Source organism: Peribacillus sp. S4 (assembly GCF_046715815.1).
GTDB lineage: Bacteria > Bacillota > Bacilli > Bacillales > DSM-1321 > Peribacillus > Peribacillus frigoritolerans.
In genome coordinates this window covers 4,985,532-5,007,500 of sequence record NZ_CP175708.1, presented here as the reverse complement: position 1 = coordinate 5,007,500, position 21,969 = coordinate 4,985,532, and the positions used below count along the sequence as shown (strand labels likewise).

At 44.8% G+C, this 21,969-nt stretch carries 20 protein-coding genes, 21 tRNA genes and 2 rRNA genes (1 of these 43 cut by a window edge); 35 read left to right on the top strand and 8 right to left on the bottom strand.

Going from position 1 to position 21,969, the window contains the following annotated elements:
* The 23 genes from ACJ9PY_RS24020 to ACJ9PY_RS23910 all read left to right on the top strand — a co-directional run.
* A 23S ribosomal RNA gene (locus ACJ9PY_RS24020) occupies positions 1–1,611 on the top strand; it begins 1,322 nt to the left of the window's first position.
* A gap of 119 nt (positions 1,612–1,730) precedes the next feature.
* Positions 1,731–1,846, top strand: a 5S ribosomal RNA gene (rrf, locus tag ACJ9PY_RS24015).
* An 11-nt stretch (positions 1,847–1,857) separates the two neighbouring features.
* Positions 1,858–1,933: transfer RNA gene (locus ACJ9PY_RS24010), tRNA-Val, on the top strand.
* A 10-nt stretch (positions 1,934–1,943) separates the two neighbouring features.
* A tRNA-Thr gene (locus tag ACJ9PY_RS24005) sits at positions 1,944–2,019 on the top strand.
* Positions 2,020–2,041: 22 nt separating this feature from the next.
* A tRNA-Lys gene (locus ACJ9PY_RS24000) sits at positions 2,042–2,117 on the top strand.
* Positions 2,118–2,124: 7 nt separating this feature from the next.
* Positions 2,125–2,206 (top strand) — tRNA-Leu (locus ACJ9PY_RS23995).
* Between the two features lie 8 nt (positions 2,207–2,214).
* Positions 2,215–2,289 (top strand) — tRNA-Gly (locus ACJ9PY_RS23990).
* Positions 2,290–2,301: 12 nt separating this feature from the next.
* A tRNA-Leu gene (locus ACJ9PY_RS23985) sits at positions 2,302–2,390 on the top strand.
* 9 nt (positions 2,391–2,399) lie between these two features.
* Positions 2,400–2,476, top strand: a tRNA-Arg gene (locus ACJ9PY_RS23980).
* Between the two features lie 11 nt (positions 2,477–2,487).
* Positions 2,488–2,564: transfer RNA gene (locus tag ACJ9PY_RS23975), tRNA-Pro, on the top strand.
* A 17-nt stretch (positions 2,565–2,581) separates the two neighbouring features.
* A tRNA-Ala gene (locus tag ACJ9PY_RS23970) sits at positions 2,582–2,657 on the top strand.
* A gap of 28 nt (positions 2,658–2,685) precedes the next feature.
* Positions 2,686–2,762 (top strand) — tRNA-Met (locus ACJ9PY_RS23965).
* Between the two features lie 10 nt (positions 2,763–2,772).
* Positions 2,773–2,849: transfer RNA gene (locus ACJ9PY_RS23960), tRNA-Ile, on the top strand.
* A gap of 21 nt (positions 2,850–2,870) precedes the next feature.
* Positions 2,871–2,963, top strand: a tRNA-Ser gene (locus tag ACJ9PY_RS23955).
* 103 nt (positions 2,964–3,066) lie between these two features.
* Positions 3,067–3,140: transfer RNA gene (locus tag ACJ9PY_RS23950), tRNA-Met, on the top strand.
* A 6-nt stretch (positions 3,141–3,146) separates the two neighbouring features.
* Positions 3,147–3,222, top strand: a tRNA-Asp gene (locus ACJ9PY_RS23945).
* 23 nt (positions 3,223–3,245) lie between these two features.
* Positions 3,246–3,321: transfer RNA gene (locus ACJ9PY_RS23940), tRNA-Phe, on the top strand.
* A 17-nt stretch (positions 3,322–3,338) separates the two neighbouring features.
* Positions 3,339–3,414: transfer RNA gene (locus ACJ9PY_RS23935), tRNA-His, on the top strand.
* 4 nt (positions 3,415–3,418) lie between these two features.
* A tRNA-Gly gene (locus ACJ9PY_RS23930) sits at positions 3,419–3,492 on the top strand.
* A 5-nt stretch (positions 3,493–3,497) separates the two neighbouring features.
* Positions 3,498–3,574 (top strand) — tRNA-Ile (locus ACJ9PY_RS23925).
* A gap of 12 nt (positions 3,575–3,586) precedes the next feature.
* Positions 3,587–3,661: transfer RNA gene (locus tag ACJ9PY_RS23920), tRNA-Asn, on the top strand.
* 1 nt (position 3,662) lies between these two features.
* Positions 3,663–3,753, top strand: a tRNA-Ser gene (locus ACJ9PY_RS23915).
* Positions 3,754–3,756: 3 nt separating this feature from the next.
* Positions 3,757–3,828 (top strand) — tRNA-Glu (locus tag ACJ9PY_RS23910).
* Between the two features lie 41 nt (positions 3,829–3,869).
* Here ACJ9PY_RS23910 and ACJ9PY_RS23905 read toward each other — a convergent pair.
* Both ACJ9PY_RS23905 and ACJ9PY_RS23900 read right to left on the bottom strand, forming a co-directional pair.
* Positions 3,870–4,619, bottom strand: coding sequence for a TraR/DksA C4-type zinc finger protein (locus ACJ9PY_RS23905; RefSeq protein ID WP_411739162.1), 750 nt, complete (start codon positions 4,617–4,619; stop codon positions 3,870–3,872).
* 151 nt (positions 4,620–4,770) lie between these two features.
* Positions 4,771–5,691, bottom strand: coding sequence for a 1,4-dihydroxy-2-naphthoate polyprenyltransferase (locus ACJ9PY_RS23900; protein WP_063574831.1), 921 nt, complete (start codon positions 5,689–5,691; stop codon positions 4,771–4,773).
* Between the two features lie 298 nt (positions 5,692–5,989).
* Here ACJ9PY_RS23900 and ACJ9PY_RS23895 point away from each other — a divergent pair, with 298 nt between their 5' ends.
* From ACJ9PY_RS23895 to ACJ9PY_RS23865, 7 genes are all read left to right on the top strand, one after another.
* Complete coding sequence (locus ACJ9PY_RS23895) at positions 5,990–7,399, top strand: isochorismate synthase MenF (protein ID WP_411739161.1); 1,410 nt, start codon at positions 5,990–5,992, stop codon at positions 7,397–7,399.
* A complete protein-coding gene (gene menD / locus ACJ9PY_RS23890; RefSeq protein ID WP_411739160.1) occupies positions 7,392–9,143 on the top strand; it encodes a 2-succinyl-5-enolpyruvyl-6-hydroxy-3-cyclohexene-1-carboxylic-acid synthase in 1,752 nt (583 codons plus the stop codon). The genes ACJ9PY_RS23895 and menD overlap by 8 nt, the downstream gene beginning before the upstream one ends.
* A complete protein-coding gene (gene menH, locus ACJ9PY_RS23885; protein WP_411739159.1) occupies positions 9,140–9,961 on the top strand; it encodes a 2-succinyl-6-hydroxy-2,4-cyclohexadiene-1-carboxylate synthase in 822 nt (273 codons plus the stop codon). The genes menD and menH overlap by 4 nt, the downstream gene beginning before the upstream one ends.
* A 7-nt stretch (positions 9,962–9,968) precedes the next feature.
* Positions 9,969–10,781, top strand: a complete 813-nt coding sequence (menB, locus tag ACJ9PY_RS23880) for a 1,4-dihydroxy-2-naphthoyl-CoA synthase (RefSeq protein WP_370029151.1) — start codon at positions 9,969–9,971, stop codon at positions 10,779–10,781.
* A gap of 86 nt (positions 10,782–10,867) precedes the next feature.
* The gene (locus ACJ9PY_RS23875) at positions 10,868–12,349 is read left to right on the top strand and encodes an o-succinylbenzoate--CoA ligase (RefSeq protein ID WP_411739158.1); all 1,482 of its coding nucleotides are present in this window, start codon (positions 10,868–10,870) and stop codon (positions 12,347–12,349) included.
* Positions 12,346–13,449: an o-succinylbenzoate synthase gene (gene menC, locus ACJ9PY_RS23870; RefSeq protein WP_063577583.1), complete on the top strand. Its 1,104-nt coding sequence runs from the start codon at positions 12,346–12,348 to the stop codon at positions 13,447–13,449. The genes ACJ9PY_RS23875 and menC overlap by 4 nt, the downstream gene beginning before the upstream one ends.
* Before the next feature lie 351 nt (positions 13,450–13,800).
* Positions 13,801–13,947 (top strand): hypothetical protein, encoded by a 147-nt coding sequence (locus ACJ9PY_RS23865; RefSeq protein WP_153246142.1) that lies wholly within the window; start codon positions 13,801–13,803, stop codon positions 13,945–13,947.
* Positions 13,948–13,993: 46 nt separating this feature from the next.
* On the opposite strand, the gene ACJ9PY_RS23860 is transcribed toward ACJ9PY_RS23865, so the two are convergent.
* Positions 13,994–14,689: a response regulator gene (locus ACJ9PY_RS23860; protein WP_057279187.1), complete on the bottom strand. Its 696-nt coding sequence runs from the start codon at positions 14,687–14,689 to the stop codon at positions 13,994–13,996.
* A complete protein-coding gene (locus tag ACJ9PY_RS23855; protein WP_411739157.1) occupies positions 14,682–16,292 on the bottom strand; it encodes an ATP-binding protein in 1,611 nt (536 codons plus the stop codon). Before ACJ9PY_RS23855 ends, ACJ9PY_RS23860 begins: the two co-directional genes overlap by 8 nt.
* 140 nt (positions 16,293–16,432) lie before the next feature.
* On the opposite strand from ACJ9PY_RS23855, the gene ACJ9PY_RS23850 reads away from it, so the two are divergent.
* Complete coding sequence (locus ACJ9PY_RS23850) at positions 16,433–17,497, top strand: DctP family TRAP transporter solute-binding subunit (protein ID WP_034310509.1); 1,065 nt, start codon at positions 16,433–16,435, stop codon at positions 17,495–17,497.
* Between the two features lie 133 nt (positions 17,498–17,630).
* Here ACJ9PY_RS23850 and ACJ9PY_RS23845 read toward each other — a convergent pair whose 3' ends face one another.
* The gene (locus ACJ9PY_RS23845) at positions 17,631–18,581 is read right to left on the bottom strand and encodes a metal ABC transporter solute-binding protein, Zn/Mn family (RefSeq protein WP_411739156.1); all 951 of its coding nucleotides are present in this window, start codon (positions 18,579–18,581) and stop codon (positions 17,631–17,633) included.
* 121 nt (positions 18,582–18,702) lie between these two features.
* Positions 18,703–18,924 carry a membrane protein insertion efficiency factor YidD gene (gene yidD / locus ACJ9PY_RS23840; protein ID WP_411740325.1) on the bottom strand — a complete coding sequence of 74 codons (222 nt, stop codon included), beginning with the start codon at positions 18,922–18,924 and terminating at the stop codon, positions 18,703–18,705.
* 209 nt (positions 18,925–19,133) lie between these two features.
* Between yidD and ACJ9PY_RS23835 the strand changes: the two genes are divergently transcribed.
* A complete protein-coding gene (locus tag ACJ9PY_RS23835) occupies positions 19,134–19,607 on the top strand; it encodes an S-ribosylhomocysteine lyase (protein WP_034310515.1) in 474 nt (157 codons plus the stop codon).
* A gap of 37 nt (positions 19,608–19,644) precedes the next feature.
* Here ACJ9PY_RS23835 and ytzI read toward each other — a convergent pair whose 3' ends face one another.
* A complete protein-coding gene (ytzI, locus tag ACJ9PY_RS23830) occupies positions 19,645–19,800 on the bottom strand; it encodes a YtzI protein (RefSeq protein ID WP_034310518.1) in 156 nt (51 codons plus the stop codon).
* 124 nt (positions 19,801–19,924) lie between these two features.
* On the opposite strand from ytzI, the gene ACJ9PY_RS23825 reads away from it, so the two are divergent.
* Entirely contained in the window at positions 19,925–20,365 is a 441-nt protein-coding gene (locus ACJ9PY_RS23825) for a Dps family protein (RefSeq protein ID WP_048686502.1), read from the top strand.
* 96 nt (positions 20,366–20,461) lie between these two features.
* Here the strand turns inward: ACJ9PY_RS23825 and ACJ9PY_RS23820 are convergent, their stop codons facing one another.
* Positions 20,462–20,728, bottom strand: a complete 267-nt coding sequence (locus ACJ9PY_RS23820) for a DUF6154 family protein (protein ID WP_372464619.1) — start codon at positions 20,726–20,728, stop codon at positions 20,462–20,464.
* 226 nt (positions 20,729–20,954) lie between these two features.
* Between ACJ9PY_RS23820 and ACJ9PY_RS23815 the strand changes: the two genes are divergently transcribed.
* A complete protein-coding gene (locus ACJ9PY_RS23815; RefSeq protein ID WP_048686500.1) occupies positions 20,955–21,305 on the top strand; it encodes a hypothetical protein in 351 nt (116 codons plus the stop codon).
* A 113-nt stretch (positions 21,306–21,418) separates the two neighbouring features.
* Positions 21,419–21,889, top strand: a complete 471-nt coding sequence (ytkD, locus tag ACJ9PY_RS23810) for an RNA deprotection pyrophosphohydrolase (RefSeq protein ID WP_145504257.1) — start codon at positions 21,419–21,421, stop codon at positions 21,887–21,889.
* Positions 21,890–21,969: the final 80 nt, after the last annotated feature.

The following is a 21,969-nucleotide window of genomic DNA, read 5'->3' as shown; positions in this document are numbered from 1 at the left end:
GGTGAGAATCCCTTCCACCGAATGCCTAAGGTTTCCTGAGGAAGGCTCGTCCGCTCAGGGTTAGTCGGGACCTAAGCCGAGGCCGAAAGGCGTAGGCGATGGACAACAGGTTGATATTCCTGTACCACCTATACATCGTTTGAACGATGGGGGGACGCAGAAGGATAGGGTAAGCGCGCTGTTGGATATGCGCGTCCAAGCAGTTAGGCCGGAAACGAGGCAAATCCCGTTTCCATTAAGGCGGAGCTGTGATGGCGAGGGAAATATAGTACCGAAGTTCCTGATTCCACGCTGCCAAGAAAAGCCTCTAGTGAGATGTAAGGTGCCCGTACCGCAAACCGACACAGGTAGGCGAGGAGAGAATCCTAAGGTGTGCGAGAGAACTCTCGTTAAGGAACTCGGCAAAATGACCCCGTAACTTCGGGAGAAGGGGTGCTTTTTAGGGTGAATAGCCCAGAAAAGCCGCAGTGAATAGGCCCAGGCGACTGTTTAGCAAAAACACAGGTCTCTGCGAAGCCGCAAGGCGAAGTATAGGGGCTGACACCTGCCCGGTGCTGGAAGGTTAAGGGGAGAGGTTAGCGCAAGCGAAGCTTTGAACCGAAGCCCCAGTAAACGGCGGCCGTAACTATAACGGTCCTAAGGTAGCGAAATTCCTTGTCGGGTAAGTTCCGACCCGCACGAAAGGTGTAACGATCTGGGCACTGTCTCAACGAGAGACTCGGTGAAATTATAGTACCTGTGAAGATGCAGGTTACCCGCGACAGGACGGAAAGACCCCGTGGAGCTTTACTGCAGCCTGATATTGAATTTTGGTACAGCTTGTACAGGATAGGTAGGAGCCTGAGAAGCCGGAGCGCCAGCTTCGGTGGAGGCGTTGGTGGGATACTACCCTGGCTGTATTGAAATTCTAACCCGCGCCCCTTATCGGGGTGGGAGACAGTGTCAGGTGGGCAGTTTGACTGGGGCGGTCGCCTCCTAAAGAGTAACGGAGGCGCCCAAAGGTTCCCTCAGAATGGTTGGAAATCATTCGTAGAGTGTAAAGGCACAAGGGAGCTTGACTGCGAGACCTACAAGTCGAGCAGGGACGAAAGTCGGGCTTAGTGATCCGGTGGTTCCGCATGGAAGGGCCATCGCTCAACGGATAAAAGCTACCCCGGGGATAACAGGCTTATCTCCCCCAAGAGTCCACATCGACGGGGAGGTTTGGCACCTCGATGTCGGCTCATCGCATCCTGGGGCTGTAGTCGGTCCCAAGGGTTGGGCTGTTCGCCCATTAAAGCGGTACGCGAGCTGGGTTCAGAACGTCGTGAGACAGTTCGGTCCCTATCCGTCGCGGGCGCAGGAAATTTGAGAGGAGCTGTCCTTAGTACGAGAGGACCGGGATGGACGCACCGCTGGTGTACCAGTTGTCTTGCCAAAGGCATAGCTGGGTAGCTACGTGCGGACGGGATAAGTGCTGAAAGCATCTAAGCATGAAGCCCCCCTCAAGATGAGATTTCCCATGGCGCAAGCTAGTAAGATCCCTGAAAGATGATCAGGTTGATAGGTCAGAGGTGGAAGCATGGTGACATGTGGAGCTGACTGATACTAATAGATCGAGGACTTAACCAACGCTTTTTAAAAAATGAAATACCTTCTTATTATCTAGTTTTGAAGGAATGAAAATTTCTTCTTGCATTTTCTCAAAAAGACGTTATAATAATATATGTCTTGAAAAAATGTTAACATTGTTTGGTGACGATAGCGAAGAGGTCACACCCGTTCCCATTCCGAACACGGCAGTTAAGCTCTTCAGCGCCGATGGTAGTTGGGGGTTTCCCCCTGTGAGAGTAGGACGTCGCCAAGCAGGTTTCATATGGAGGATTAGCTCAGCTGGGAGAGCATCTGCCTTACAAGCAGAGGGTCGGCGGTTCGATCCCGTCATCCTCCACCATTTTACACCTGCCGGTGTAGCTCAACTGGTAGAGCAACTGACTTGTAATCAGTAGGTTGGGGGTTCAAGTCCTCTTGCCGGCACCACTTTTTAAGATAGTACAAGCACGAGCCATTAGCTCAGTTGGTAGAGCATCTGACTTTTAATCAGAGGGTCGAAGGTTCGAATCCTTCATGGCTCACCATTTATATGCGGGTGTGGCGGAATTGGCAGACGCACCAGACTTAGGATCTGGCGCCGCAAGGCGTGGGGGTTCAAGTCCCTTCACCCGCATCTTTCATGCGGAAGTAGTTCAGTGGTAGAATACAACCTTGCCAAGGTTGGGGTCGCGGGTTCGAATCCCGTCTTCCGCTCCACTTTTCGTATGTGCCGGGGTGGCGGAACTGGCAGACGCACAGGACTTAAAATCCTGCGGTAGGTGACTACCGTACCGGTTCGATTCCGGTCCTCGGCACCATCATAATATGCGCCCGTAGCTCAATTGGATAGAGCATCTGACTACGAATCAGAAGGTTGTAGGTTCGACTCCCGCCGGGCGCACCATGTTTTTATTGCGGGAAGTAGCTCAGCTTGGTAGAGCACTTGGTTTGGGACCAAGGGGTCGCAGGTTCGAATCCTGTCTTCCCGACCACGTGATTTTTAATGAATGGGGCCTTAGCTCAGCTGGGAGAGCGCCTGCCTTGCACGCAGGAGGTCAGCGGTTCGATCCCGCTAGGCTCCACCATTTTTCAATCAGAAACTTATATTATATTGGCGGTGTAGCTCAGCTGGCTAGAGCGTACGGTTCATACCCGTGAGGTCGGGGGTTCGATCCCCTCCGCCGCTACCAATAAATATAAGGACCTTTAGCTCAGCTGGTTAGAGCAGACGGCTCATAACCGTCCGGTCGTAGGTTCGAGTCCTACAAGGTCCACCATATTCATTTTTTAAAAGCCGTGGAGGTATACCCAAGTTCGGCTGAAGGGATCGGTCTTGAAAACCGACAGGGGAGTCAAATCCCGCGGGGGTTCGAATCCCTCTACCTCCTCCATTTTTTCTAAAAGCAGCAAGTTGTTTTAAAACAACCTTACATAAAGGATGCGGACGAAACAATATTCACGAAAGCTTGATGCTAATCGTTTCATTATTACCGTCGCGGGGTGGAGCAGTCCGGTAGCTCGTCGGGCTCATAACCCGAAGGTCGCAGGTTCAAATCCTGTCCCCGCAATTATTAGGTCCCGTGGTGTAGCGGTTAACATGCCTGCCTGTCACGCAGGAGATCGCGGGTTCGATTCCCGTCGGGACCGCCATTATTTAAATTGAATACATATGTGGCTCAGTAGCTCAGTCGGTAGAGCAAAGGACTGAAAATCCTTGTGTCGGCGGTTCGATTCCGTCCTGAGCCACCATATCTTACAAAATTACGGCGATTGTGGCGAAGTGGTTAACGCACCTGATTGTGGTTCAGGCATTCGTGGGTTCGATTCCCATCAGTCGCCCCATTTCGCGGGTGTAGTTTAGTGGTAAAACCTCAGCCTTCCAAGCTGATGATGAGGGTTCGATTCCCTTCACCCGCTCCAAATATGGGCCTATAGCTCAGCTGGTTAGAGCGCACGCCTGATAAGCGTGAGGTCGATGGTTCGAGTCCATTTAGGCCCACCATATTCATATTGTTCCGCAGTAGCTCAGTGGTAGAGCATTCGGCTGTTAACCGAACGGTCGTAGGTTCGAGTCCTACCTGCGGAGCCATGGGGAAGTACTCAAGAGGCTGAAGAGGCGCCCCTGCTAAGGGTGTAGGTCGCGCGAGCGGCGCGAGGGTTCAAATCCCTCCTTCTCCGCCAGTTGGCCCGTTGGTCAAGCGGTTAAGACACCGCCCTTTCACGGCGGTAACACGGGTTCGAATCCCGTACGGGTCATAACAAAAAAGGAAGCATACATTCATGTATGCTTCTTTTTTTTATTTATTTTCCTTGATATAACCATCTTTTTGTTTATAGGGAATGTCTACAAGTTGGGATTCTATATTTTCTTCTTTCAGGGTATCTTCATATTCCTTTTGCTTTTTGTTCGGTATATCCACTCTCGTTTTTCCTTCGATATCATTTGCTGCAAATCCTTCATAGTCTTCAGGAAATCCATCCGTTTCATCCTCGTTTTTATAAAGATCATTGTAATTGTCATGATCACCGGTATAATCAGATGGCGTTTCTGATGTACCGAATTTGGCCACTTCACCAAAGCTATCTTCTTTAGCTGCCATTTCGATTCCATGACGATTTTCAAAATGATCACCCTTGGATGGAATCAGTATATCCTCTTCCACTGGCCTGTCTTGTGAAAGCGTTCGTTCTGGGGAATGCTCGACACAGTAGAGGGTGCTTGGGATCGCTTCAAGCCTCTCGATGGGGATTTCCTTATTGCAGGTTTTACAATGGCCATACGATCCTTCTTCCATGGCTTTCAAAGCTTCTTCTATTTTCTCCATTTCGGATTGTGCATGCTCATCGAGTGCTTGATTACGTTCCATCTCGAATAATTCGGTCCCTAGGTCTGCAGGATGATTATCATAGGATGATAATTCACCTACGGATTCCGTCTGGCTTTTATCCAGAACGGATTGTTCATCATTTTGAATTCTATTACATAGCTCATTTTTTTCCTGAAGCAGTTCTTTTTTAAATTTTTGCGTTTGTTGTTTCGTTGCCATATCCAATTCACTCCTTCTAAACTAAAGTCCAAATCTCTTTTTATATTGGTAAGGTGGTTGTATTATCTATTACCCGAATCGGAGTATAGGAAAACAATATGGAACGGAAGATAGAAAAAAGGACTGAGCGGATGGGCTCAGTCCCCGAAGACTATATAAGATAGCTGATGAATAATCCAATGGCCATGAGTAAGCCAAAGAAGGTGTTCGTTTGGGCAGTGGCTTTCATTGCCGGCACCATCGTGATCGGCTGTGTTTTACCTACGAAGCCTTTTATTGCGGCCATTGCCTTCGGTATGCTAAGGAAGGCAAGGAGAATCCAAGCCGTAACGCTTCCGGTAAGAACGAGCCCAACAAGCCATAGATAAGAGAAAGCGAACATGATTGCCATGAATGTCAGGGCGTTTTTCCTGCCCATCACGACTGGCATCGTTTTGCGGCCATGTGCCTTATCCCCATCATGATCCCGGAGGTTATTGGATAAGTTGATCAGCCCTACCAGTATCCCACTTGGAATGGCAATTAAGATGGCTGTTGAAGAAACATCACCGGTTTGAATGAAAAAGGCGATCAGGATTATCAAAAAGCCCATGAACAATCCAGAAAAAAGTTCCCCGAACGGTGTATATGAAATGGGCAGGGGACCGCCTGTATAAAGATAGCCGACAAGCATGCAAACGAGGCCTACTGCAGCTAGCCACCAAGACGATGCGGCACAGATATAGATTCCAATGATCAAGGCGATGGCATACATGCCAAGGGCCAAGTTCATGATTAGTCTGGGGGTCATCCCATGACGGACGATCCCGCCTCCGATGCCTACGGATTCCTCCGTATCCAGGCCTCTCTTGAAATCATAGTATTCATTGAATAAATTGGTTGCAGCTTGAATCAGGATACTTGCAACCATCATGGCAGCGAATAGTAACCAATTCACTCCATCTTCCAAAAGTGCAATCACAGTTCCAAGTAAGACTGGGACAAAAGCTGCGGTTAGTGTATGTGGACGAATTAACTCCCACCAAATCTTCCAGGTCCGTTTAAGGGGAAGTCCGTCGTATTCTGTTTGCATTATTTCTCTCCTCAAAATCATTATTGGTTCTCTCGAAATTATAACAAATATTGAAATGTTGCACAAAAGGTTATCCTAATAAATGCAGGAAAAGTGGGTATGGGTGTAATTGAAATTCATGGGTGATTCATTTCCAAAATCAAGGGTATTTCTCTACATTCGCTAAGATTCATATAATAAGGAAAAAAGCAGGGAAGAATCGTTCGGTAAAGGGGCGTTTTATTGACATGAGGTTCAAGGGAGGTGTATCTTTAAATAGGTTAAATAGCTTTTAAAATGTACATTTGGGGGGATTTTTTTGGCTATCTCAGAGGAAACTGAACAGTTTCAGGGACTGGCTTCAGCTATACAAAAGGCGAAGGACTTGAATGATCAAGTTCTATTCAGTCATATTAAGAAGATTAAATGCAACAGCCCCCTTTCATTTTATCAAGCTGGAAGAGAACGGTATGCAGGTGAACGCTTTTTCTGGGAGGACCCTGCAAAGGAAATAACCATCACCGGTTTAGGCAATGTTAAGAAACTCAAAGCGGCATCGAATGCCAAACGTTATAGAGAAGTCGAAAAGAGCTGGATCAAACTGCAGAATGATGCTGTCAAAACAGGAGTGACCGATGTAGAAGCGACAGGTCCTTTACTGTTTGGGGGCTTTTCTTTTGATTATGAAACTGACAGTACGCTCCTTTGGAATCAGTTCGGGGACAATCTGTTTTATATACCTGCCTTCATGCTGTCAATAGTGGGGAAACAAGCTTACTTAACGACAAACTTACTTTGTTCGCCTGATGATTCAGAAAAACTCTTCATAGATATGATAAATGAACGGGAAGCTTTCCTCTTCGAAAGCTTGGATGGCAATGGATTGGGTGCAAATTCCCTTGTTATGCAGAGGGAAGTCGAACCTGAGGAATGGAAGCGGACGGTCGCAGAGGCTGTACAGGAAATCAAGACGACAGATCTCGACAAGATTGTTTTGGCAAGGGAGCTTCGACTTGGTTTTGAACGTTCCATCGATTCAGGGAAAGTGCTTGAACAATTGATTGCTGAGCAGCCATTGAGTTATATTTTCAGTTTGGAGGCTGGTGGTGACTGTTTTGTCGGTGCCACTCCCGAACGTTTGATTAAGAAACAGGGAAATGAAGTTTTTTCTACCTGCCTTGCCGGATCGATGCGGCGAGGGAAAGATGAGCAAGAAGATGTTTGTCTTGGTGAAGAATTGCTTCATGACCAAAAGAATTTACAAGAGCATCAATATGTCGTGTCGATGATATCCAATGCTTTTGATTCTGTATGCGAAAAGGTGATGGTCCCAGCCGGACCGACACTTATGAAAAACCGTCATATCCAGCATTTGTACACACCGGTTCGCGGTATATCCAAGAAAGGTGTCACGATTTTTGAATTTGTCGAGAACCTCCATCCCACACCTGCCATGGGCGGACTTCCAAAAGAAAAGGCTGTTGTCCGAATTCGGGAATTGGAAGGTCTGGAACGCGGATTTTATGCGGGTCCTTTAGGCTGGGTGGATACGTATGGGAACGGGGAATTCGCTGTAGGGATACGTTCTGCCCTGATACAGAACAATGAGGCATCGCTCTTTGCCGGATGCGGAGTAGTGGAAGATTCGACACCCGAAAGTGAATTCCGGGAAACGGGGATTAAATTCAATCCGATGTTAAGTGCTTTAGGAGGAAATCTTAATGAATGACCGAGATGCATTGACAGCGTATGCTGCTTCATTCGTCGATGAGCTTGCACAAAATGAGGTGAAGCATGTGGTGGTGAGCCCAGGTTCACGATCCACACCACTGGCTTTGCTGCTAGTGGAACATCCTGATATCGAAATTCATATTAATGTGGATGAGCGTTCGGCTGCTTTTTTTGCCCTTGGTTTGGCTAAGGCCTTAAAAGAACCTGTCGGACTTCTTTGTACGTCCGGTACAGCCGCTGCAAACTATTACCCAGCCGTCATCGAGGCTTTCTATTCAAGAGTGCCGCTTATTGTACTTACCGCTGACCGTCCGCATGAATTGCGAGATGTCGGAGCCCCGCAGGCGATCGATCAGATACACCTTTACGGGAGACATGTAAAATGGTTTGTCGAAATGGCACTTCCTGAAAGCACGGATGGGATGATGCGGTATGCCAGAACGGTCGGTGCAAGGGCAGTGGCTACTGCGGCCGCTGAACCGGCAGGGCCTGTACATTTGAATTTCCCGCTTCGGGAACCATTGATTCCGGACCTGGAGCAAGCAAAGGAGTACCGGCAAACTAAAAGGACGCCTGCAGTTTTGATTGACAGTGGAGAACGGTCATTGTCCGCATCACAATTAGAAGCGGTTGCAACTACATTGTCAAAAGCTAAGCAAGGTATCATTGTATGTGGCGAATTACCGCATCCAGAGATGAAGGAAGCCATAGTCGCATTAGCGAAAAAACTTGCTTTTCCGGTACTGGCTGATCCCCTTTCACAGTTAAGGAGCGGAAGTCATGATAAAGCCGTCATCATTGATGCGTACGATACGTTTCTGCGCGATGAAACGGCAAAAGCGGCGTTCAGGCCGGAAGTGATCTTGCGATTCGGGGCAATGCCTGTTTCTAAACCGTTATTGTTATTCATGAAAAAACAAAAACAGGCGATTACTTTGGTCGTCGATGGCGGAGCAGGCTGGCGCGAACCAGCCGGTTTGGCAACGAATATGATTTACAGCGAAGAGAAAGATTTTTGTCTGGGAATAGCTGAAAGCATTACTTCTTCCCCTGATGATGAATGGCTTCGCTTATGGCAAACCGTCAACGGGGCGACGAAGGATGCCTTAGCCTCCGTCAGGGATGAAGCGGAGTTAAGCGAAGGCAAGCTGTTCGCTTTGCTTGCTGATATGATGCCATTGGAGTCGACGTTATTTGTCGGGAATAGTATGCCTATACGTGATTTGGATACTTTCTTTTTGAATAATGGAAAGGGAATCCAAACCATTGCCAATCGTGGGGCGAATGGCATCGATGGTGTCGTTTCCACTGCACTTGGCGTGAGCACGGTATCGAAAAATACAGTGCTGGCAATCGGGGATTTAAGCTTTTTCCATGATATGAATGGCTTGCTTGCAGCAAAACTTCAAAAACAAAATATCACGATTTTGCTGGTTAATAATGATGGCGGCGGCATTTTTTCCTTCTTGCCGCAGGCGAATGAGAGGGAACATTTCGAAACGCTATTCGGCACGCCTCATGGGCTTGATTTTTCACATACTGCCCAGCTTTATGGTGGTAAATACAACAAGGTGCAAAATTGGGATGAGTTCGAGAAGGTATTTACAGAGTCGTTCGAAATTCAAGGTCTGAAAATCATCGAAGTACCGACAGAAAGAGAGTCCAATTTACAAAAGCATCGAAATTTGTGGAGCTTTGTTTCCCAGGAAATAAAAATGGTGTTAGACAGGGAAATATCATGAATATTGTCAGCAAGGATGTCAATTATGCTGTTGAAATAACGGGAAATGGGGATCCTCTTGTTCTTTTGCATGGATTTACGGGAAATCGGGATACATGGGAATTTCTCATCCCGCTACTGAGTGACAGGTATACGCTAATCATGGTCGACATCATCGGACATGGCATGTCTGCATCACCAGCCGACTATCGAAGGTATGAGCTGGAAAATGTGGCTGAGGATATCAAGTATATTTTGGATGTGTTACATTTCCCGAAAGCCCATATTCTTGGATACTCGATGGGCGGAAGGCTCGGATTGGGATTTGCCTGTTTGTATCCTGAATATGTTGATACATTGATACTGGAGAGTGCTTCACCAGGTCTTTTAACAGAAGAGGAACGGGAAATCCGAAGGGGAAATGATCGGAGGCTTGCCGAACGGATTCTTGCAAATGGCATGGAAGAGTTTGTGGATCAATGGGAAAACATCCCGCTGTTTGAAAGCCAAAAACGGTTGTCGGCCAAAACCAGGTCAGCCATTCGGGAGCAGCGGTTGGCAAATGACCCTGCCGGCCTTTCCAATAGCCTTCTTGGCATGGGGACCGGCAGTCAGGCTTCTTACTGGGAACAACTGCAAACCCTTGATTTCCCGGTGCTCCTTGTAACCGGTGAACTTGACCATAAGTTTTGTCGAATAGCGGACTCGATGAAAAAAAAGCTGAAGCGCGCCGAATGGAAAATAATAAATGATGCGGGACATGCGATTCATGTGGAAGTTGGAGAAAAGTTTGGTAAAATAATAAGTGAGTTTTTAAAGCGAAATATAAGGAGGAATTAATGTGACGATTCAATGGGAAACAATACGTGAATATGATGAGATTTTATATGAAAAATATAACGGGATTGCGAAAGTGTCCATCAATCGACCGCATGTACATAATGCATTCACGCCAAAAACGACTGCTGAAATGATTGATGCATTTGCAAGGGCGCGTGATGATTCCAGCATTGGTGTCATTATTTTAACAGGTGTAGGCGGCAAAGCATTCTGTTCAGGCGGAGACCAAAAAGTCCGCGGAAATGGCGGATATGTGGGTGAAGATAACATTCCGCGTCTAAATGTTCTTGATTTGCAACGTTTGATCCGCGTCATTCCAAAACCGGTCGTAGCCATGGTGGCAGGATATGCAATTGGCGGAGGTAATGTCTTGAACGTGGTATGTGACTTGACGATTGCTGCTGACAATGCAATTTTCGGACAAACTGGACCGAATGTAGGAAGCTTTGATGCTGGTTATGGTTCTGGCTACCTTGCACGTATCGTGGGTCATAAAAAGGCGCGCGAAATCTGGTACCTATGCCGTCAATACAATGCACAGGAAGCATTGGATATGGGATTGGTCAACACGGTCGTGCCTTTAGACCAATTAGAAGCGGAAACGGTTAAATGGTGTGAAGAAATGCTAGAGAAGAGCCCGACTGCACTTCGTTTCCTGAAAGCGGCAATGAACGCTGACACGGATGGCCTTGCAGGTCTTCAGCAATTGGCTGGTGACGCTACACTTTTATACTATACAACAGAAGAAGCAAAAGAAGGCCGCGATGCATTCAAAGAAAAACGCACTCCGGACTTTGGGCAATTCCCTCGTTTCCCTTAATGAAACGCGTGAATCGATGAGACTGACAGCTTGGCGGAAAATCGCCGGGCTGTTTTCTATATCAAAAAGGAAGAGGGGAAGCAGCAATGGCAGAAGAAAAGTTGCCGAACTGGCTGAAAAATCGGGCGCATCTTTCACCGGATCGCCCGGCAATTGAGTTTGAAGGTCATACGTATAGCTTTCTTGAACTGTATACTTTATCGGAGAAGATGGCTGGAAGGCTTTCAAGCATTGGTCTGGGAGCTGGCGATTCATGCGCGGTTTTGCTCCGTAACCATATCGATGGTGTTGTCGTTATCCATGCACTATTTCATCTGGGTGTGAAGATTGTGATGCTGAATAATAAGCTAACGGCAAAAGAGCTGTCCTGGCAGATCGAGGACAGCAAAACTGCCTATCTGGTTTCGGAAGGGTCCTTCTCCGGCAAACTGGCTGATATTGGTGAGATTCTCCCGGATTTGAAGCTTCACTTAATGGAAGAATTGCCGGATGAAGGCACAGCAGGAATACTTCAAGAGTTTTACCTTGAGGATACCGCTACGATCATGTATACATCTGGCACGACAGGAAATCCAAAAGGGGTGATCCAAACATTCGGCAACCATTGGTGGAGTGCCGTAGGGTCTGTTTTGAACCTTGGATTGCATGAAGAGGATTCTTGGTATTGTGCGGTTCCGATCTTTCATATTAGCGGTTTATCCATCTTGATGAAAAATGTGATTTATGGCATGAAAGTCGTTTTGGCGGAACGTTTCGATGAACGGGAAGCAAACCGGAGCATCCAGGAAAATGGCGTGACAATCATTTCGGTCGTGACGGCGATGCTGAATAGGATGGTGCAGGATATGAAGGGAACAAGCTATCCAAAAACCTTCCGCTGTTTCCTGTTAGGCGGCGGCCCTGCACCCGTCCATTTGCTTGAGGTATGTAAGGAGAAAGGGATTCCCGTCTATCAAACATATGGGATGACCGAAACGTCTTCACAGATTGTGACGCTGGCACCGGAATATAGCATGACAAAAATCGGCTCTGCGGGAAAGCCTTTGTTTCCCTCGCAGTTACGGATTGAGAAAGACGGCACGATGTGTGAACCGGGTGCAGTGGGGGAAATCGTGGTATCGGGTCCGAATGTGACGAAAGGCTATTTTAATCGGATGGATGCTACACAGCAGGCCATTACCGATGGATGGCTTTATACTGGGGATCTTGGTTATCTCGATGAGGAAGGTTTTTTATATGTGCTTGACCGACGCTCGGATTTAATCATTTCCGGCGGTGAAAATGTCTACCCGGCCGAGATTGAAAATGTCCTTAGTACGCACCCCGATGTGTTCGAAGCGGGAGTGACGGGGACAGAAGATGAAAAATGGGGACAGGTCCCGCTTGCTTTTGTTGTCCTGCATCAAGGTGCAGAGCTAGGTGAGAGCGAACTGCTCGAATATTGCAAGGAGTATTTGGCATCCTATAAGATTCCCCGGAACGTGATATTTTGTAAGGAGCTTCCCCGGAATGGAGCAAGCAAGCTTCTGAGACGGGAACTGAAGAAGGAGATGGGGGAATGGCAATGAAGTTATCCTCCATTTCCCTCAAGCTCATTAAGGCCCCTTTAAAGCGGCCATTCAAGACGCATCTTGAAACGGTAAGCGACCGGGAAGTGATAATAGTCGAAGCCATGGATGAAGACGGATTGATTGGATACGGGGAAGCTGTGCCTTTTACAAGTCCTTGGTATACCGAGGAAACGATCAAAACATGTTTTCATATGTTGGAAGACTTCTTAATCCCGCTGACATTGGCCAGTCAGATCAGTCATCCTGATGAGCTGCCGAACTTATGGAGCGGAATCAGGCGGAATGCAATGGCGAAGTCGGCTTTAGAGCAGGCAATCCTCGATTTGTATGCGAAGCAGAAAGGAGTCTACCTCGGACGGCTGTTTGGCGGCGAACGAAGGGAAGTGGCCGCTGGCGTAGTCATTGCATCGAATGATATAGAAGATGCGATGCGCCAGATCGAGGGTTTTTCCGATTCCGGTTATCAGCGATATAAAATAAAAATAAATCCTCAAAATGATCTGGAGTTTTTAGCGGAAATCCGTCGGGCCTATCCCGATATCCCGCTAATGGCAGATGCCAATTCAGCGTACACTCTTGATGACATCCCGCATCTGCAGAAGCTTGATGACTTTAAGCTGATGATGATTGAGCAGCCGCTGGGGCATGACGACATTGTGGAACATTCATTTTTGCAGAAACAGCTGCAGACACCCATTTGCCTTGATGAAAGCATAAATTCATTTCATGATGCAAAAAGTGCACTGTCGCTCCAGAGCTGTGGGGTCATCAACATTAAGATGGCTAAAGTCGGCGGCTGGATGGAAGCTGTAAGAATCCATGATCTATGCCTGGGAAATGATGTGCCCGTTTGGTGCGGCGGTATGATTGAATTTGGCATTTCACGTGCACATAATATTGCACTTGCCTCATTAAAAGGGTTCACGATTCCCGGGGATATATCATCTTCATCCCGCTATTGGGATGGAGATATAATCGATCCTGAAGTCATCGTCGAAAATGGCATGATCCAAGTTCCCGATAAAGCTGGAATCGGTTTTGCCATCAATGAAAAGCGGCTAAAGGAATTGACTACATATAGTAAACTGTACAAATGAAACATCAAAGGAGGTGCACGGCCCACCTCTTTTGATCAAATATTGATCATATCTCCTTTTACCCCCACGATCTATGCAACTTACCCAATTCGTACTTTATTGGACGGAAACCCCACCCTTTTGGAACATGATTTTAATAGGATACTAACAGTCGGAGGAAAGGGTACGGCTGACTGAAATCAACCTGAACATTTTTAATTTGTCTGCAGATTTTTCAGAAAAATCATTTAAATGGCCCGATAGACCATAATTTTTTCGGAAAATGGGGCTTTGTCTATTTTTCCTTTATTGGATTATTCTGTATAATGAATGAAAAGAAGGGCAACCAAAGGGAAAAGGAGGGGAGAGTGTATGAAAAAACCGTACCTTATTGCGGAAATTCTACTAAGAAGGGGCATGCCTGACTATGTCATAAAAGAAGTGACGGCTTTGAAGGAGTGCGAGCTGTTTCTTTTGAAGCGAAAGTGGGGCCTATATGACCGGAAGACAGGTGCGTAAAGAATGAAAGTAAAAAGGGAACCGTTTCAAGCCGGTCCCCATGCGTTTAAGGTTTTTTTAGCCGGTACCTATTGACTGGACGGCCTATGCTGCCATATTGAACGTCAAGCTGAAGGACTTCTTCGCCATGCAAGTATTCAAGATAGCGCCTAGCTGTAACTCTGGCGATTCCAATACCATCAGCCACTTCTTCTGCCGATAGTGACCCAGGCTGGGTCTTTATGAACTTCGTCACTTGCTCAAGAGTCGCGCCATTCAATCCTTTCGGAACATCATATTTCGGACGCGCTTCAGAATGTGTCTTATTTTGAAAGAGGATTCGGTCGAGCTGATTTTGGGAAATTTGATGATCAGGTTCAACCTCCATCCGAAAAGCATAATATTGTTCCAGCGTATGTTTTAGCCTATCGAATTTAAATGGCTTGATTAAATAGTCAAAAGCCCCGTTCTGTATCATTTTTCGAATCGTTTTCTGATCATTTGCCGCTGAAATGATGATGACATCCACATCAATTTGCTCTTTTCTAATTTGATAAAGTGTATCAACCCCGTTTAAAGATGGCATGAAGATGTCCAAAATGACAAGGTCGGGTTTAGACTGCCTGATTTTTTCCAGACCTTCAAGCCCATTTGAAGCTGTATCAACGATTTTAAAGGCAGGCAGGCGCTCGATGAACTGTTTGTTGACCTCTTGGACCATTGGGTCATCTTCAATTAATAGTACACGAATTTCGTTAGTCATTTTGGTTCTCCTCTATATCATGCATCGGAAAAGAAAGAAAAAAGCTTGTTCCCTCATTAGGGCGTGTCGTGAATTTCATTTCGCCGTTCGCTTTTTTTACAATTTGGTCTATTAGATAAAGACCAATTCCTGATCCTTCCGCACCTTTTGTTGTAAAACCATATTCGAAAATATCTTTATGAATGTCCTCGGGAATGCCGGGTCCATTATCCTCAAGCACGATTTGACAATGACGTTCATCCTGGTAGATGGATAGATAAACCTGTTTGGTTTCCTCTGAACAATACTTTAGCGCTGCGAATGAGTTTTCGATCAGGTTTCCGATTATCAAAACAAAATCGTGATGATCCAAACCAGCGGGGAAGCGGTCCAATTTTGTGTGTTTGTCCATGATGAGCTCGATCCCGAGTTCCCGTCCCAAGGAGATCTTACTTAATATCAGCCCCACTAAATTATCATCGTGAATGTGCTTCGTTAAAAACCTGGTCAATTCCTCTTGTTCTTCCGTGATCTGAAAAATGTAATACAGCGCTTCGTCAAGATTACCTAGCTGGATCAATCCTGCTATCGTATGAAGTTTGTTCATATGTTCATGGTTTTGAACGCGCAGGGCTTCAACGAATGCTTTGACACTAGTCAACTCTTCAGCTAGCTTCGTCACATCGGTGCGATCCTGGAAAATGGCCACGGCACCGATCGTTTTATCCGCAATCTTTATCGGTACCCGGTTGCTTACAATATTCCTGTTTTGAACGGAGATTTCCTGATTGAAGATGGGAGATGTCCGATCGAGCACTTCCGGGAGACGGGTATCGTGTATGATATCATTGATATTCTTGCCTATGACCGCACCTTCGATCTTGAATATCTGCTTAGCCTTTTCATTGAAAATCGTGATGGCCTGATTATTATCTATGGCGATGACCCCTTCATGCATGGCATTGAAAGCGGCTGTCCTTTCAACCAACATCCGTGAAATTTCATGGGGTTCCAGTTGGAAGGTTTCTTTTTTTATCCTTTTTGCCATGAGCCAAGAGCCGCAAACACCGAATAGAAGGGTAAGGACCAGGATAATCGCGATTTCGCCTTTCAGGTCCTTGATTAATTCCGGTATCGTAGGCAGGATATTCCCGACCAGCACGACGCCGATTTGCTCTCTATCTCCATCGAGGATCGGGACAAAGGCGCGGACGGAAATGCCAAGTTCGCCAGCAGCCTTTGAAAGGTATTCGTGTTCAGCGAACGCAGCGCTTTCATCACCGCTGCTAGATGGGGTCCCCAATTGACTGAACACCGGGTGGGAATAGCGTATATGCTGATTGTTGAGTACAACTATATAATCCGCTTGATGGATTTTTCTTAAGTTTTCAATAATCGGATTAAGCTGCGTCCATCCTTCAGGTTCACGGACCAATTTCTGTACTTCAGGGAGTTCGGCAATGGTATGGGCTGTGATCATGGATCGTTTGCCGATTTCATCTTCCCTGACCGAAACGATATTTCCGAATATAAAAATCCCGCCTATAAGTATCGAAAAAGCGACGATTACGAATGATAGCAGGGTGATTTTAATTTGAATGGGCATATGAAAGGATTTATCCATTGGTTTTCCTCCATTACTTCTATACTTAATAGTAACAGAATTTCTATCACTTTTCGCTATTTTTCGCGCAGTGTATTACGACAGCAAAAAGCTGTGATAGAATAGTGATAATGTGAAGTGAGCGGTGAGGAGTTGTCGGTATGCGTGCATTATGGGGGTATTTCTTGTTAATTGGCTTGGGGCTGTTGATAGCCGTGTATATATCGTTTCAATCGTTCTTTACAAGCTTCGGTTTCAATTTGCCGAAGGATGAGGAGCAGGTCGGGATGAAGGATCAAATCGTGATTAAGTTCAGTCATGTCGTTGCCGAAAATACACCTAAAGGGCTAGCTGCAAACCGATTTGCCCAACTTGTCGATGAATATACAGACCATCGTGTCAAAATAGAAGTTTATCCTAATCAGTCATTATATAGTGATCAGGAAGAGATTGAGGCATTACAAGAAAACAAGGTGCAGATGATTGCACCGACTGCATCTAAAATCACGAGCATATCAAAGAAATGGATGCTATTGGACCTCCCTTACGTCTTTCCAACGGATGAGGCCTTGCAGGAAGCGTTGAATGGGGAAGTGGGGGAAGAGCTGCTCAAGCAGCTGAATATCATCGATATCGAAGGACTCGCATTTTGGTCGAATAACTATAAACAGATTACAAGCAGTAAGCCGATACGGCATCCAAGTGATTTTGCAGGAAAGCATTTCAGAATCATGCCAAGTGCAGTCTTGGAAAGCCAATTCAAGCATTTTGGAGCGACAACTTCTGTCCTGGAGTTTAATGAAACGTTCAAAAGCCTTGAAATCAACGAAACGGACAGCCAGGAAAATACGATTTCGAATATCTATTCCAAGAAATTATATGAAGTGCAAAAGTATTTAACGATCAGTGATCATGGCTATTTAGGGTATGTAGTCATGATAAACGAACAGTTTTGGAACAAACTCCCGTTGGATATTCAGCAGCAAATCCAACGGGCGATGGATGATACAACGAAATGGCTATGGATCAAATCAAATGAATTGAATCAGGAACAGCTAAGGGAAATCCAGCAAAAATCGAATATCGACATCTATAAACTGTCAGATGAAGAAAAGAAAGAATGGATGGATGAGATGACCGTCATCTATCCGGAATTCGAATCCACGATTGGAACCGAATTGATGACGAAAATGGAAAAGATCCGTGAGAAGTATTTAAAGGAATAACTAAAGTAAGGGAATCCCATTGAAAGGGGTTCCCTTCTTCTTTATATTTGTCAGGAACCGAAACTCCAAGAACTCTTTAGAGTACCGAGGTACAAAAAAGAAGCGAATCCAAAGGGAGCCGCTTCTTTCTCGTCTATTGCAAGGCAGTTTGCAGTGTCTTGACGTTTCTTTCCATTAAACTGAAGTAATCTTCGCCAGCTTCGATATCTTTTTCCGTCAACACGGAAAGGTTATGGAGCTCAAGTGATTTCGCTCCCATTTCCTTTTGGATGATTTCGGTAAGTTTAGAACTGATATTCTGCTCAAAGATGACATAGTTCAATTCTTCTTTTTCAGCCATGGTTACGATTTTCCCCAGTTCCTTTTGAGAAGGTTCGTTTGAAGACGTTAGTCCTGTGACGCCAATTTGTTCCAATCCATAGCGTTCCTCCCAATAACCATATGCAGAATGGGAAACGATGATCTTATTGGTACGGCCTGACTCGATCGTCGTCGCGAATTTTTCATCTAGTGCCTTAAGCTTTTCGGAAAGCTCATTGAAATGGCTGTTGAAATATTCTTCCTGTTCCGGCATTTTTTTCGTTAATTCATCCTTGATGGTTTTAGCCATGTCAATGGAATAGACGGGATCTAACCACAAATGTGGATTAACGCCCCCATGGTCATGACCGTCTTCTTCATTTGCATGTTCATCTTCATGCTCATGCTCCTCTTCATCAAGATGAACCGTTTCACCCACCGCAATTGTGCTGACTCCTTCTTTGCTTAGAATTGGTTCAGCTTTGGTTACAAAGCCTTCAAGATTATAGCCAATATAGAAAAACAGGTCTGATTCAGCCATTTTCACAATATCTTTTTGAGAGGGTTCGAATGAGTGCTCATCCGTTCCTGGAGGATAAACCGTCTCGACATTCACGTACTCCCCGCCAATGGCCTCAGTGAAGTATTGTAAAGGGTAAACTGTCGTATATATATCCAAGGCATCCTTGGTTTCCTTTTTACTCGATTCTCCCTTTGAGTTGCCGCAGGCTGACAGAAATACCGCAGTAACAAGGAAAAGGGAGAGCCATGCTCGAATTTTCATATGATATGCTCCTTTATAATTCGTATTGATTACGATTTGAATTTTATATGGTAAAAACGAAATGATTACGATTTGACTTCTGTATGATACAAAAGATTGCAAAGGAAAGCAAGGGTTTTTTTTATTGGTCCTTACCTTTTTCTTTTTTTTCGGGAACAAGGTCAATGCCCCCTGGATGAAACGGATGACATTTAAGAATCCGGATGAGTGCTAACCAGCTTCCTTTTATAGGTCCGAAACGATTGACCGCTTCCAAACCATAATGGGAACAAGTTGGATAAAAACGGCAGGTGGGCGGTTTTAATGGAGAAATGGCAACTTGGTAAAAACGGATGAATCCCATTACTATTTTTTTCAGCACGATGCTTTCAGCTCTTTTCGAGTAAATTGACTACCCTCAATTATAGCATATTTTCTAAATTTCCCAAAAGGGTAAAAAAGGAATGAGCCTATTGGCAATCCGATTGATATAATGAGAATTAATTTTAAAGGATGAAATATATTGTTATTCAAGGTAAAATAGAGATGACATACAATTAAGGAGTGAATTAAATGCCTTCAGTTGAAAGCTTTGAATTAGATCATAACGCTGTTAAAGCCCCATATGTTAGACATTGCGGTGTCCATAAGGTAGGAACAGACGGTGTTGTTAATAAATTTGATATCCGTTTTTGCCAGCCGAATAAACAAGCGATGAAGCCGGACACGATCCATACCCTGGAACATTTGCTTGCATTCAATATCCGTAAGCATTCCGAGCGCTTTGATCACTTTGATATTATCGACATTTCGCCAATGGGATGTCAAACAGGATATTACCTTGTGGTCAGCGGCGAGCCGACTGTGACGGAAATCATCGATGTTCTTGAGGATACATTCAAGGATGCTGTTACAATTACCGAAATTCCTGCTGCAAACGAAAAACAATGCGGCCAAGCAAAATTGCATGATCTTGAAGGAGCTAAGAAATTAATGAATTTCTGGCTTGCACAAGATAAAGAAGATCTTCATAAAGTTTTCGGTTAATAAAAAAGTTCCTGTCCATTTGTGACAGGAACTTTTTTCATTTTTCGGGTTCTTCTTTTTTTCCCTCATCCTCTGGCAAAGGTTTGACCGGATCGACTGTATGCTTGTAGCTGTAACCTTTTCCGATGGTTAAGACCGATAGTGCCAATACAATCAGAATCACAATAATGGAGATAACTAAAACCGTAATCATACTTTACAGCTCCTAACGTTCACAATTTAGATTCATTTTAGCATAAGAACCGAGTCAGATAATGTTTCAATTTTCGAATAGAGGGAATTATAAAGGTATAACCAACTTACGGAGGTAGATATTTATGGCTCAGAAAAAATTAGGAACTTTAGTGAATAAGGAAATAGCAAACTTCAGTGTTCTTTATACAAAAATTCATAATTACCATTGGTTCGTGAATGGACCGCACTTCTTTGAACTTCACCAAAAATTGGAAGAGTTATATAAAGAAGTGACATCCAACTATGACGAATTGGCTGAAAGACTATTGGCCATTGGTGAAAAGCCGGTTGCTACCCTTAAAGAGTACATGGAATTAACGACGATCGAAGAAGCGACAGGTAATGAAAATACAGAAGATATGGTCCAAAGCGTCATAAGTGATTTTGAAAAGCTTTCCGAAGAGTTCCTGGAAATCATCGAAGTTGCCGAACAAGAAGATCCGGTTACGGCCGATATGCTGACAGGCATGAAGAAAAGCTTAAACAAACATGCTTGGATGCTGCGTGCGTATTTAGGACATTAAGATTTAGGAAAAGCCCTGCTTCGGTAGGGCTTTTTTTTTGGTTTAACCCATAAAAAAGGCATCCATCAAAAGAGGGACACCTGACATGGTATGTATTTAATGAATATTCCTAGGCGGAAAATGTGTAGGTTTCGTGTCGCTCAAACTATTTTGAGCAAACTTCCCTTTTAACGTTTCAATAATGTAAAGGCCCATTAAATTGGTTAGTTCCTGATCATCCATCTCTTGAAGCAATTCGAAAATTTCCTTGCGGTCAAGCTGTTCAAGAACCGCAAACGTAAGCATATCAATATCTTCTTCATCACCAGTCATCTTATCACGGTACATATTGTATAATTCTTCAATTAACTTCAAAACTTTCACCTCACATTTATTAGAAATCCGTTATCTCTTTATATGTAGGTTATCAAAAAAACCTCTGGGTGCATATAAAAATCTTAAGGGATGCTTGGGCTTATTATATGTTTTACCCTTTGAAAGATACTTTAATCTATTATTTAACATCTTTGTTCTTCTGTAAACAAAATTTTCCATCGTATGAAGTGGGGAAATACGTGAAAAATAAGCGTAGGATATATGGAAAGGGTGGATGAATGTGTCTGAAGACAGGAAAAAATATTACATTTGGCTTCCGAATGGCCAGATAACACAAGATAGGGAAAGTTCTCCATGGAACTTCGAAATCGAGGCGACAGATAATGAAATCATCAAATTACGTGAATTATTTGATTACAATTATTCAATAGGGGAAGAAAATTTTTACCGGGCACATGTCCCATACCTTCAATATCATTTTGACCGTGAAAATGATAAGCAGGATATCACCCTTCAAAAAATTTACGAAATGATTTACGCCCTGGGAACTGAAGAAGGAAGGCGGCATATAGAAAGCATGGGAATACTACAGGCAAAACCAACAGACGATGGCCTCGAATATTGAGGGTCCATCGTTTTTTTGATGTAATGCAGATTCCCGCTGGATAGTGATTTTTTTTACCCATATAATGAAACAAGGAGCATAGCACCATTTCTTATACGGAGAGAAGGGGAAAAATGAAACGATTTCTTGATAAGAACGGATATAAGGTCGAATTCTCCGAGAATCCTGTCTTTGGAGAGCCTTGGCATGTTTTTGTGCTAAGCCGATATAAGGGCAGGTGGGTATTGACCAAACACAGAGAAAGGGGATTCGAGTTCCCTGGCGGTAAACGGGAAGCAGGGGAATCCATTGAAGAAACGGCCATACGGGAAGTTTATGAAGAAACAGGAGGCTTGGTGGGCCAGCTGCAGTTTTTGGGACAATATAAAGTGCATGATCCAGTGAAGCCATTCGTTAAATCAATATACTATGCCGAATTGCGTGAAATAGAGAAGAAACGGAATTACCTGGAAACGGATGGCCCGATCTTTATGGAATCATTGCCGGATGTACTCGGTGAGGAGTTTAGCTTCATCATGAAAGATGAGATTGTACCGTTGAGCTTATCGAGACTGAATGATGGCACTTTGCAAAGAAACGAGTGAATGTCAGGAACTCACGAGTAAAACGGTAGAATTCACGAGTAAATCACGAAAACTCACGAGTAAATCGCCGAAACCAACTA